General features: G+C 68.2%; 9 protein-coding genes, 1 tRNA gene and 1 pseudogene. 8 read left to right on the forward strand and 3 right to left on the reverse strand.

All coding sequences use genetic code 11. The features are described from left to right. Positions 1-120 precede the first annotated feature (120 nt). Positions 121-489 carry a hypothetical protein gene (locus tag HUA76_RS22215; protein ID WP_174461980.1) on the reverse strand — a complete coding sequence of 123 codons (369 nt, stop codon included), beginning with the start codon at positions 487-489 and terminating at the stop codon, positions 121-123. Between the two features lie 33 nt (positions 490-522). Continuing rightward, on the reverse strand, positions 523-2,118 hold the full coding sequence (locus HUA76_RS22220) for an NAD(P)/FAD-dependent oxidoreductase (protein ID WP_141648330.1): 1,596 nt from the start codon (positions 2,116-2,118) through the stop codon (positions 523-525). Positions 2,119-2,444: 326 nt separating this feature from the next. Between HUA76_RS22220 and HUA76_RS22225 the strand changes: the two genes are divergently transcribed. Then, entirely contained in the window at positions 2,445-2,645 is a 201-nt protein-coding gene (locus HUA76_RS22225; protein WP_246137768.1) for a hypothetical protein, read from the forward strand. A 95-nt stretch (positions 2,646-2,740) separates the two neighbouring features. On the opposite strand, the gene HUA76_RS22230 is transcribed toward HUA76_RS22225, so the two are convergent. Continuing rightward, complete coding sequence (locus HUA76_RS22230; RefSeq protein WP_174455069.1) at positions 2,741-3,436, reverse strand: diacylglycerol kinase family protein; 696 nt, start codon at positions 3,434-3,436, stop codon at positions 2,741-2,743. 78 nt (positions 3,437-3,514) lie between these two features. Between HUA76_RS22230 and HUA76_RS22235 the strand changes: the two genes are divergently transcribed. From HUA76_RS22235 to HUA76_RS22265, 7 genes and pseudogenes are all read left to right on the forward strand, one after another. Beyond that, entirely contained in the window at positions 3,515-6,370 is a 2,856-nt protein-coding gene (locus HUA76_RS22235; RefSeq protein WP_174461981.1) for an N-acetylmuramoyl-L-alanine amidase, read from the forward strand. A 100-nt stretch (positions 6,371-6,470) separates the two neighbouring features. Beyond that, positions 6,471-7,481: a type I glyceraldehyde-3-phosphate dehydrogenase gene (gene gap / locus HUA76_RS22240; protein WP_174455071.1), complete on the forward strand. Its 1,011-nt coding sequence runs from the start codon at positions 6,471-6,473 to the stop codon at positions 7,479-7,481. Between the two features lie 28 nt (positions 7,482-7,509). After that, the gene (gene pgk / locus HUA76_RS22245; protein WP_174455072.1) at positions 7,510-8,697 is read left to right on the forward strand and encodes a phosphoglycerate kinase; all 1,188 of its coding nucleotides are present in this window, start codon (positions 7,510-7,512) and stop codon (positions 8,695-8,697) included. Between the two features lie 47 nt (positions 8,698-8,744). Then, complete coding sequence (gene tpiA / locus HUA76_RS22250) at positions 8,745-9,518, forward strand: triose-phosphate isomerase (protein WP_141640855.1); 774 nt, start codon at positions 8,745-8,747, stop codon at positions 9,516-9,518. A gap of 93 nt (positions 9,519-9,611) precedes the next feature. Further along, a complete protein-coding gene (gene secG, locus HUA76_RS22255; protein ID WP_174461982.1) occupies positions 9,612-10,037 on the forward strand; it encodes a preprotein translocase subunit SecG in 426 nt (141 codons plus the stop codon). A gap of 87 nt (positions 10,038-10,124) precedes the next feature. Next, positions 10,125-10,206: transfer RNA gene (locus HUA76_RS22260), tRNA-Leu, on the forward strand. Between the two features lie 276 nt (positions 10,207-10,482). Then, positions 10,483-11,524: pseudogene (locus HUA76_RS22265) on the forward strand (IS3 family transposase). Positions 11,525-11,565: the final 41 nt, after the last annotated feature.

An 11,565-nucleotide genomic window follows, 5' to 3' on the forward strand; every position in this document is an offset into this window, starting at 1 on the left:
CGCTTGCCGATGTCGGCGGACGCCTGGCCCCCGCGCTGGAGGGCAGGGGAGGGGGCGAGCCGCGAAGCCGGGGGGATGCCGTTCGGAGCGCCTCGGCCGAGGGGACCGGGTCGCTGATGCTCACGGCTGGGGTGGAGGCCGCTTGAACGCCTTGAACGTCACCCGGGTGAGCATGGAGCTGACGACGAGCGCCAGGATGATGCCCAGGATTCGCAGGTGCCAGGAGTCGCGCAGCACCAGCGCCAGGGCCAGCGCGCCCACGAGCACCGCGCCCGCCACGGGCAGCCACTGTCCCCGAGCGGCCAGCCCCGGCGACGGACGGCGTGCCTGCGCGAGCACGGGCAGGCTGCCCGCCTTGCGCCACAGGCTGGAGCTCTCCTCCCTCACCTCGTCGTCCGGGTCCACCAGGCCCTGGGTGTAGGCGCGCTCCACGTCACCCAGGCTGGGATAGGTCAGCTCTCCGTCCGGAGTGCGCACGATGTAACGCATGGCAGCTCTCCTTCCGTGAGGCGCGACCTCGCCTCACGCCAGCTCGGTGGCAATCTGCTCCGCGATGCGCAGACCATCAATGGCCGACGAGACGATGCCGCCCGCGTAACCGCAGCCCTCGCCCGCCGGATACAGTCCCTTCATGGACACCGACTGAAGAAGTTCGTTCCGTGTGACTCGCACCGGCGACGAGGTGCGGCTCTCGATTCCAATCAGCTTTCCCTCCTCGCTGATGAAGCCGCGCATCTTCCGGTCGAACGTCTTCAGCGCCTGCTTGAGCGAGGTGGTGAGCCGCTCCGGGAACAGGCGGTTGAGGTCCACGTGCGCCAGCCCCGGACGGTAGCTGGTGCCTCCCGGGTCCTTCTTCACGCGGCCGGCCAGGTAGTCCGGAATCGTCTGCGCCGGCGCGAAGAAGCGTCCGCCACCCAACTCATAGGCCTTCTCTTCCCAGTGCCGTTGGAACTCCAGGCCCGCCAGCGGACCGCGGAAGCCCTCGCGCTCGAAGTCCGCCACGGAGACGGAGACGACGATGCCGGCGTTGGCGTAGCGCGCGTTGCGGCGCGAGTTGCTCATGCCATTGGTGCACTGGAGCCCGTCCTGGGTGGGCGTGGGCACCACGATTCCACCCGGGCACATGCAGAACGAATAGACGCCCCGCACCTCGCCATCCACGTCCAGGTTCTCCGCCAGCTTGTAGTCGGCGGGGGGCAGCTTCGGGTTCTTCGCGGCGCTGCCGTACTGGATGCCGTTGATGAGCGCCTGCGGATGCTCGGCGCGGAAGCCCAGCGCGAAGGGCTTGGCCTCCACGAGGACGCGGCCGTCGGCGGCGAAGCGCTCGTACAATTCCCGCGCGGAGTTGCCGGGCGCGAGGATGACGCGATTGCTCTCCAGCGTGCGCCCGTCGGCCAGCTTCACGCCGGCCACGTGCCCGTCGCGGTAGAGGAGGTCGTCCACGCGCTGCTCGAAGTGCACCTGGCAGCCGCCGGCGATGAGCTCCTCGCGCAGCTTCGCCACCGCGCCGGGCAGGAGGTCCGAGCCGATGTGCGGCTTGCCCTCGATGAGGATGTGGTCCGGCGCGCCGTAGCGGGCGAAGGCCTCGATGACCTTGCGCACCATGGGGTGGTTGATGCGCGTGGACAGCTTGCCGTCCGTGTACGCGCCCGCGCCGCCTTCCCCGAAGTTCATGTTGCTCTCGGGGTCCAACGTGCCGTCGCGCATCAGCTTCGCCACGTCCTTGCGGCGCGCGACGACTTCACGGCCGCGCTCCAGCAGGATGCTGCGCACGCCGCGCTCCAAGAGGCCCAGGGCGCAGAACAGCCCGGCGGGGCCGGTGCCGATGATGATGGGCCACTGCTCGGGCGCCTTCACCGGGGGAAGGACTTCCGGCGGCGGAGGGGCTTCGCCCACGTCCGGCGGAATGTGCGCCGGCTTGCGGCCGGGGGCCATCTCCACTTCCAGGGTGTAGATGTAGCGGGGGCTGCCCTTCTTGCGAGCGTCCAGCACTGAACGCACCACCCGCACGGAGGCCAGATCGGAGCGGGTGACGCCCAGCTTCTCCGCGGCCCGCTGACCGAGCAGCTCCTCCGGCTCGTCCAGCCACAGCCCGATGTTGTTCACCCGATACGCCATTGCCGTTCGCTCCTGGTGGGGGCGCGTATCTGCTTCACCCCGGTGAAAGATTGCAAGCACTTGAAACCACGGGGGGCCCGAGCCCTCATCCGGGTGCGTATCCCGTGATGCACCCCGCCATCCACTTCCCTCGGGGGTTCCCCAGGGTGCGTAGGCTCCTTCGCACCCCTGGCGGGGCCATGCCGGGCCATATTTTCATCCAAACCATTGGAATTATTACGGAATCATTCCGGAAGAGAACGACTGGCACGGGGGTTGAAGAACAGGGCTCGCGTGATTACACGGCGGCCCCCCTCATTTCGCCGCCCCATTTGGAGGCATTCACTGTGAGCACCGATCAAAAGGGCACCCGGATCCTGGCGCGCACCTTCTTCAACCAGCTTCGCGCGAGCGGGTACACCCCGCACCAGGTCATCGGCATCGCCACGGAGCTGCTTGATCTGGTGACGTCGGACCTGAAGGAAGGCGACAAGGAAGTCGCGGTGCCGGCCCAGGAGCAGGGCTCCGAGTGGCGCCAGCGCGCCTGATGGTGCGAGACTTCACCGAATAGACCCTCGGCGGGTGAGCGGGCTCCGGACTGGTTTTCGGGGCTCCCGCCCACGAGGTGGCAGGTGGACCGGCGTCAGCCGGTTTTTTTATGTCCGCTGATGGGCGAATCGCCCGGTGGCTGCCCCGTGGAGCGCGCTTCGCGTCGGCGGGTGTAGGCCGCTGAGCCGGCGACGAAGAGCAGCCCCGCCGTCATCGCGCTGAAGACCATGCTGGCCGAGCGTGTCGCCAGGATGCCCAGCAGCACACCGCCGCCGAGGAAGGCGAGCAGATCCACCCAGAGCGGGCGGCGCTGGGGGAGCACGAGCACGAGGACACAGGCCGTCAGGGGGATGCCGAACGCCACCTGTCGGATGATGGCGTCCGTGCTGGTGCGCACCGTCTCCCAGTTGTGCACGAGGATGGCCGCGAAGATGACCACCGTGCCCAGCGCGAGCACGAGCACGCCCGCGGCGGCGGCGTCCTTGGTGAGCCGGGCCTTCTCGTCGAACTGCTGCACGGCCAGGTCGACCAGGTGCTCCAGCGCGCTGTTGAGGATCTCCGCGAAGAAGATGAGCAGCACGCAGAAGATGAGCGTCACCTTCTCCGCGAGCCCCAGGGCGATGCCGCTGCCCACCAGTCCCACCAGCATGGCGGAGGTGAGGTGCACGCGCATGTTGCGCTGGTGGACGACGGTGTGGATGAGGCCCGCCCATGCGTGGCCGAACGAGGCGAAGAGCCCCGAGCCGCGACGAGGAGGGAAGTGGGGAGGTGGCCGGGCAGGTACGGTCATCGGAAGCTGAAGGGGCGGGCAGGCTAGCACTCACGGGTTCGATTGCCGTGGAGATGTGAATAGGTAAGGTCACTCGCCATGAGCACCAACTTCTTCCGGGCGCGTCCAGGTGGCGTGCTGCTGGCCTTCCTGTTGACGTCGTCACTCGCGGGGGCCCAGGCCCCTGCCCCTGTTCAAGAAGAAGAAGTGAACGCCTGTGGGCTGGAGCCTCCCGGTGTGGTGTACCTCCCGGCGCCCTCGCCCCGCGCGCATGAGACGCGCAAGCTGAGCGCCACCGAGGCGCCCGTCGTGAGGCGGGAAGCTCGCGATGGGACGGTGCGTGTGTCGCTCGCGGGCGTACCGCAGACCCGGACGCGGGCCGGAGCGCTGTCCGGGAAGGTCATCTATCTGAGCCCGGGCCACGGCTTCTACCGGGCCGCGCCCCTGGGGCGCTGGGCCACGCAGCGGCCCAACACGTGGGCGGTGGTGGAGGACCTCATCTCCGCCGAGGTTGTGAACCAGTACCTGCTGCCCATGTTGATGGGCGCCGGCGCCACGGTGGTGCCGGTGCGCGAGTCGGACCTCAACCCGCGCATGGTCATCGTCGACGAAGGGGGCGTGGGCTACTCGCAGGAAGGGGACGCCGGCCTGTTCCAGACCACCGCGCAGAAGGGCTGGGGCACGCCCCCGACGCCCATGGGCAACGCGGTGGAGCCGTTCACGCTGGGGGCAACGCGCGTGCTCACCACCGCGACCACTCCCACGGCGTCGGCCACCTGGGCGCCGGTGGTGCCGGCGGATGGTCACTACAACGTCTATGTCTCCTATGGGGCGGACCCTGCTCGGACGATGAACGCGCACTATGTGGTGCGCCACTCGGGAGGGGAGAGCCACTTCCGCGTCAACCAGCGCCGCCATGGCGGGACGTGGGTGCTGCTGGGCCGCTTCTTCTTCAAGTCGGGCGCGGGGCCGGAGGCGGCCTCGGTGGTGCTGATGAACGACGCGGAGGAGGGGAGCACGGTGTCGCTGGACGCCGTGCGCTTCGGCGGCGGCAGTGGCGTCATCGGCGATGCGCAGATGGCCGCGCTGCCGCGCCCCCGCTACGAGGAGGCCGCGCGCTACCACGTGCAGTTCAGTGGTGCCCCGGCATCCGTGTACGCGCCCACCGGGGCCAACGCCCTGGCCAACGAGCGCAACGCGGACGTGACGGCGCGCGCGCGCTTCGCGGCGTGGCTGCACGAGGAGGGCGAGGATGCGGTCTACGTGGCCTGGCACACCAACGCTTCGACGACGGGAAACGTCGTCGGCACCGAGGCCTACGTGTACGGGCCGAACCCGGTGGACGGCACGCTGAACTTCACGGGCGTGCCTGGCAGTGACGTGCTGGCGCGAGCGCTGCTGGACGAACTGGGACGGGACGTCCGTCGAGAGGTGGACGCCAACTGGCGCGTGCGCAACCTGCGCTCCGCGAACCTGGGCGAGGTGAACCCCACGCACAACTCGGAGATGCCGTCCGTGCTGCTGGAGATCGCCTACCACGACGCCGTCGCCGACTCGAACCGCCTCAAGGAGCCGGCCTTCCGCCGCGTTGCCGCGCGCGCCATCCTCCAGGGGCTCATCAAGTACTTCGCCACCCGCGACGGCGTGGCCATCCAGCTTCCTCCAGAGGCGCCGGGCGCGGTGGTGGCGCGCAACGCCTCGGCGGGCACGGTGGAGGTCCGCTGGGCCGTGCCCGCGGCGAACCCGGACGAGGAGGGCCATGACGCGCCCACCGCGTACCGCGTCTATCAGAGCGCGGATGGCCAGGGCTGGGACGAGGGGACCGAGGTGACGCAGACGACCTTCAGCCTGCCCCTGGCGGCGGGCACCGTGCGCTACTTCCGAGTCGCTGCGGTGAATGCGGGCGGCGAGGGCTTCCCCTCCGCCATCGTCGGAGTTCGCTCGGGCGAGGCGCCGCCGGCGCTGGTCGTCAACGCGTTCGAGCGGCTGGACTCGGCGCTGGCTTGTGGCGAGGCGCTGGACGTCTATGACCTCCAGGCTCCGCTGCGGGTGCTGCTGGAGGCGATGAACGACGGCACGTACGTGCGTCGCCATGGCGATGCGATGAGCCAGTCCGGGCTCGCCTTCGACAGCGCGACGAGCGGCGCGGTGGCGGCGGGGCTGGTGTCCGTGGGAGCGGGGTACCGCGTGGTGGATTGGTTCACCGGCCGGGGTGGCGAGGCGGGGGCCCGTCCGACGCGCGCCGAGCAGGACGCGCTGCGCGCCTTCGTGACGGGGGGCGGTCACCTGTTGTTGTCCGGTGGTCAGTTGACCTCCGCGCTGTCGGTGGGGGACGCGGACGACAAGGCGTTCCTCGCGGACATCCTCCGGGCCTCGCCTGGCACGGGCACTCCGCCCTTGAGCGTGGAGGGCGTGCCGGGGGACTTCCTCTCCGAGTTGACCGGACTGACGCTGGACGACGGCACCCGGGGGGCCTACCCGGTGGGAGTGACGGACGTGCTCACCCCGGCGTCGGGGGGCTCGGCGGTGTTGCGGTACGCGGGGACGAACCTGTCGGCTGGCGTGTTCTCAATGCCGGGGGGACAGGTGCTCCTGCTGGGTGTTCCCTTCGAGTCGGTGGTGGACCGGGCGGCCCGGGCGCGGCTCTTGTCCGCGTTCCTGGTGCGCGCGGGCTTCCCCGCGCCGGCCACGCCGCCCGTCGGGGACTCTGGCGATTCGGGCCCAGGCCTCCTGAGCGGATGCGTGGCGCCACGCGGGGTGGACCCGCATCCTCCGGAGCCGCCCGAGCCTCCGGCCCCCATCGTCCTGGACGTGCTGCCGCAGTTCTATCCGCTCGGTGACTCCGGCTGCGGCTGTGGGACGAGCGCGGGAACGGGCACCGGACTCTGGCTGTTGCTCGGGGTGATTGTTCAGCTTCGGCGCGCGCGTCGTCGCGCGAGCGACGTGAAGCGTTGACTCGGCGGGGCCGCGTGCCTACGGTCGGCGGCCCTTATTTTCTGACGTGATGACCCGTGGGCGCCCCATCTGCGCCCACCTCTCCCAAGGAGACACGAACATGGCCACCCGCATCGCCATCAACGGCTTCGGTCGCATCGGTCGCTGCATCCTGCGCGCCGCCCTCAGCCGCAAGGAAGACCTCGAGATCGTCGCCATCAACGACCTCGACAAGCCCGCCGCGCTGGCGCACCTGTTCAAGTACGACTCCGTGCACCGCACCTGGCCGGGCGAGGTGAAGTCGACGGACAAGGGCATCGTGGTGGACGGCAAGGAGATCACCGTCACCGCGGAGAAGGACCCCACGGTGCTGCCGTGGAAGAGCATGAACGTGGACGTGGTGCTGGAGTGCACCGGCCGCTTCACCAGCCGCGAGGGCGCCGAGAAGCACCTGAAGGCGGGCGCCAAGAAGGTCCTCATCTCCGCGCCGGCCAAGGGCCCGGACCTGACCATCGCCTACGGCATCAACCACGGCGAGTACGACGCGGCCAAGCACCACATCGTCTCGAACGCGTCGTGCACCACCAACTGCCTGGCGCCCGTCGCCAAGGTGCTGCTGGACGGCTTCGGCATCGAGAAGGGCTTGATGACGACCATCCACAGCTACACCAACGACCAGCGCATCCTGGACCTCACCCACGATGACATGCGTCGCGCCCGCGCCGCCGCGCTGTCCATGATTCCCTCGAGCACCGGCGCCGCGAAGGCCATTGGCGAGGTGCTGCCGCAGCTCAAGGGCAAGATGCACGGCATGTCGGTGCGCGTGCCCACCCCGAACGTGTCGCTGGTGGACCTGACGGTGAACACCACCAAGAACGTGACGGCCGAGGCCATCATCGAGGCGTTCCGCAAGGCCGCCGCTGGCCCCCTCAAGGGCATCCTGGAGTTCAGCGACGCGCTGACGGTGTCGGTGGACTACAACGGCAACCCGCACTCGGCCATCTTCGACTCCACGAACTGCTTCGTGATGGGCGACAACATGGTCAAGGTCATGGCCTGGTACGACAACGAGTGGGGTTTCTCCAACCGCATGGTGGACACGGCGAAGTTCCTCGTGTCCAAGGGCGTCTAGTCCCCGTCAGGGGCCCAGGGGAGACCAGATGATCCGCTACATCGACGAGCTGCAGCTCACCGGCAAGCGCACCTTCATTCGCGTGGACTTCAACGTCCCGCTGGAGGGGCGGCGCGTGACGGACGACACCCGTATCCGAGAGGCGCTGCCCACCATCCGGCGAGCGCTGGAGCTCGGCGGGAAGGTCATGCTGGCCTCCCACCTGGGCCGCCCCAAGGGCCCGGACCCCAAGCTGTCGCTCGAGCCGGTCGCCGCGCGACTGGCCGAGCTGCTCGGCCCCAAGCACGAGGTCATCCTCACGGATGACTGCATCGGGGACGGCGTGAAGAAGCAGGTGAAGGAGCTGAAGGAAGGCCAGGTCGTCGTCCTGGAGAACCTCCGCTTCCACAAGGAAGAGGAGGCCAACGATGAGACCTTCGCCCGCGAGCTGGCGGCGCTGGCCGACGTCTACATCAACGACGCCTTCGGCACCGCGCACCGCGCCCACGCCTCCACGGCGGGCATGGTGCCCTTCGTGAAGGAGAAGGCCGCGGGCCTCCTGATGAAGAAGGAGATCGAGTACCTGGGCCGCGTGCTGAAGAACCCGGAGAAGCCCTTCGTGGCCATCCTCGGGGGCTCCAAGGTCAGCGATAAGATCAAGGTCATCGAGAACCTGCTGCCCAAGGTGGACGCGCTGCTCATCGGCGGCGCCATGGCCTACACCTTCCTCAAGGCGCAGGGCGTGGAGGTCGGCAAGTCCCGCGTCGAGGAGGACAAGCTGTCGTTGGCCACGCGCATCCTGGATGCGGCGCAGCGGCTGAAGACGCCCATCGTCCTGCCGGTGGACCACATCGCCGGCACGGAGCTGACGGACAAGAGCCTCGCGCTCGAGACGCCGGACAACGTGGTGCCCACGGGCATGATGGGCCTGGATATCGGCCCGAAGACGCGCGCCATCTTCACCCAGCACATCCGCGACGCGCGCACGGTCATCTGGAACGGCCCCATGGGCCTGTTCGAGGTGGCGAAGTTCGCCGAGGGCACCCGCTCGGTCGCCACGGCCATGGCGAACAACAAGCAGGCTGTCACCGTCATCGGCGGCGGCGACAGCGCGGCGGCCGTGGAGCAGATGGGCGTGGCGGATCAGCTCAGCCATGTGTCCACTGGCGGAGGCGCCTCTCTGGAGTTCCTGGAAGGTCGCGAGCTGCCGGGCATCAAGGCGCTGGAAACGCGGTAGTCTCCGCGCCGCCAAGCAACACCACCACACCTCTGGGGGAGCGATTCATGGCCGTCTCGGCTCGTCGTCGGAAGATCGTCGCCGGCAACTGGAAGATGAACAAGACGGTGCCGGAGGCGCTGGCACTGGTGCGCGAGCTGCGGGGGACCGTGGCCGCCGTCGGAGATGTGGTGGAGGTGGTGGTGGCGCCGACGTTCCTGGCGCTGCAGCCGCTGCACGTCGCGCTGGAAGGGGCGCCGCTGCAGCTGGCCGCGCAGAACTGTCACTGGGAGTCGTCCGGTGCCTTCACCGGCGAGGTGTCCGCGCCGATGCTGGCGGAGCTGGGGTGCGCCTACGTCATCGTGGGGCACTCGGAGCGCCGGCAGCTGTTCGGCGAGACGGACGAGTCGGTGAACAAGAAGGCCCGGGCCGTCCTGGCCGCTGGCATGAAGCCCATCCTCTGCGTGGGCGAGACGCTGGCCGAGCGCGAGGCGAACCAGACGCTGGACGTGGTGGAGCGTCAGGTCCGGGGCGGGCTGGCGGGCTTCGAGGCGAAGGACGTGGCGACCTTCGTGCTGGCGTACGAGCCGGTGTGGGCCATCGGCACGGGGCGCAACGCGACGTCGGCGCAGGCGCAGGAGGTCCACGCGGCGATCCGGGGGCTCCTTGGTCGGCTGTACGACGGGGAGACGGCCGGGCGGGTGCGGATCCAGTACGGCGGCAGTGTGAAGCCCGACAACGCCGCGGAATTGCTGGGGCAGCCGGACATTGATGGGGCGCTCGTCGGTGGGGCGAGCCTCAAGGCGGGCGATTTCGCGGCCATCATCAAGGCGGCCACCTAGAGTAGGCTCACTGGCGGGCGGAAGAAGTTGTCACCCATTCGGCAGTTTGTGTAGGGTGCGCCTCCTTTTCACGGAACGTTCGAAAGATCTCTCATGCTGACCTTCGTCACGATCGTGCACGTCCTCGTTTGCGTGTTCATGATCTTCGTCATCCTGCTGCAGCCGGGTAAGGACGCTGGCATGGGCTCGGCCCTCGGCGGCGGCGCGGCCACGAGCGCCTTTGGTGGCCGTGGTGCCGTGACGTTCCTGAGCAAGCTCACGGGCGTCTGCGCCGCGATGTTCTTCTTCACTTCGCTCGGCCTCTCCTTCGTGGGGCTTCGCTCCTCGGTGGCGGCGGGTGGTTCGGTGGCTTCGCCTCCTCCGGCGGCTTCGGCTCCGGCGACCCCGGGCGCGGCGGTTCCGGCGGGCGAGCAGTCGGCGCCTGGCGCGGTCGAGCAGCCTCGTGGTGAGGCTCCGGCGGCTCCGGCGGAGGGCCAGTCGGCCCCTGCTCAGCCGGCGGCGCCGACTCCGGCTCCGTAAGAGCCCGTCGAATAAATCTGGAGCACGCAGCGGTTAGAAACTCGTTGCGTGATCCGGTGCGGTCCTGTAGATGGTCCGCGCAGAAACGCCCAGGTGGTGGAACTGGTAGACACACCATCTTGAGGGGGTGGCGCCGAAAGGTGTGCGGGTTCGAATCCCGCCCTGGGCACTCCGATAGAAGCCTCCGAGTCGAAAGACTCGGGGGCTTTTGTCGTTTCTGGAGTCGGAGTTCCCCGCGATGTGCCTCCAATGCTTCCAGGTGTGCCTGTCGAGCACCCAGACTTCGTACGTCTTCACGTTCAGGCTCAGGTGGGCGAGCATCATCATCCCGATGATCTCGTGCCCTATTTCGTTTCTTCAGTTTCGTTGAGTTCGTTCGACTGTCGGAGAAGGACTCGACGAAGCAGAACCGAAGCCCCAATAACCTCCGGAGTTCCGCGCCAGAATCGTCGAGCTGGCCAATGCAGCGAGAACGACGAGCAGTCTGGCCTAGGTGTTCCATTTCACCGACACCACGATGCGCAACTGGGTCTGCCAGAGAGAACTGGGCGAGGGCGTGCGCCAGAACGGGGTGACGACGGACGAGAGGCAGGAGCAGGCCCGATTGCGGCGCAAGATGAATGTGCTGCGGGAGGAGCGCGACATCCTCTCAAGAAGCCGCAGCCTGGTTCGCTCAGGATGTCGTCGGGGAGCCCAAGCGAAGCGTTCCAATTTATGAGCGAGAACCAGGCCGAACCTGCGGTGTCGACGATGTGCCGGGTGCTGGGCGTGACGGAGGCGAGCTATTTCACCTGGGGAATGGACGCCCAGTCTCGAAGCGGGCCGTGGCGGATGCCTAGCTCACCGAGCGCATCCAGGTCATTCACCGGATATGTGACGGTACGTATAGCGCGCCACGCGTCGGGCGGAGCTGGCCGAGGAAAATGGAGTCCAGGTTGGGCTGCGGCGGGTAGCTCGCTTGATAGGGGGCAGACTGGCGGGAGTCAGCCGGAGGGCATACTGCGTGACGGCAAAGCGAGGCGAGGCGGCCTATCTCGCGGCGGACCTGGTGGAGCGACGCTTCGAAGCCAGCCAGTAGGCCCGACTGTGGGTCGCCAACATCACTTACATTCCGATATGGGTAGGGCTCCTATGCCTGGCCGTCGTCATCGACGTGTGGAGTCGCAAGGTGGTGGGCTGGGCCATGGCCACGCACTCGAAAGTCGAGTTCGTCATCGCCGCGCTGGATATGGCCGTCGCCCAGCGGCAGCCCCAGGAAGTCATCCATCACTTGGACCAGGGATGCCGATACACCTCGCTGGTGAGCTTCGGCCAGCGGTGCCGTGGAGTGCGAACTGCTCGACCGATGGACCTTCCGGACTCATGCCGAGGCCAGGATGGCCGTCTTCCAGTACATAAAGGGCTGGTACAACCTGGGGCGCAGGCACTCCGTCCTCAGCTACCAGTCTCCGGCTAACTATGAGAAGAGGAACCGAACTGAGGCTTGACCCACGAAGTCGCCGGAACTCAACGAAACCGGTGTAACTCC

The sequence above is a fragment of the Myxococcus sp. CA056 genome, from assembly GCF_013336715.1.
Classification (GTDB): Bacteria; Myxococcota; Myxococcia; order Myxococcales; family Myxococcaceae; genus Myxococcus; species Myxococcus llanfairpwllgwyngyllgogerychwyrndrobwllllantysiliogogogochensis.

What these genes read in the sequence shown, in the direction of transcription:
- HUA76_RS22215 (WP_174461980.1), bottom strand. Translation starts at nt 489, where the DNA reads ATGCGTTACATCGTGCGCACTCCGGACGGAGAGCTGACCTATCCCAGC.
- HUA76_RS22220 (WP_141648330.1), bottom strand. Translation starts at nt 2,118, where the DNA reads ATGGCGTATCGGGTGAACAACATCGGGCTGTGGCTGGACGAGCCGGAG.
- HUA76_RS22230 (WP_174455069.1), bottom strand. Translation starts at nt 3,436, where the DNA reads ATGACCGTACCTGCCCGGCCACCTCCCCACTTCCCTCCTCGTCGCGGC.
- HUA76_RS22235 (WP_174461981.1), top strand. Translation starts at nt 3,515, where the DNA reads ATGAGCACCAACTTCTTCCGGGCGCGTCCAGGTGGCGTGCTGCTGGCC.
- gap (WP_174455071.1), top strand. Translation starts at nt 6,471, where the DNA reads ATGGCCACCCGCATCGCCATCAACGGCTTCGGTCGCATCGGTCGCTGC.
- pgk (WP_174455072.1), top strand. Translation starts at nt 7,510, where the DNA reads ATGATCCGCTACATCGACGAGCTGCAGCTCACCGGCAAGCGCACCTTC.
- tpiA (WP_141640855.1), top strand. Translation starts at nt 8,745, where the DNA reads ATGGCCGTCTCGGCTCGTCGTCGGAAGATCGTCGCCGGCAACTGGAAG.
- secG (WP_174461982.1), top strand. Translation starts at nt 9,612, where the DNA reads ATGCTGACCTTCGTCACGATCGTGCACGTCCTCGTTTGCGTGTTCATG.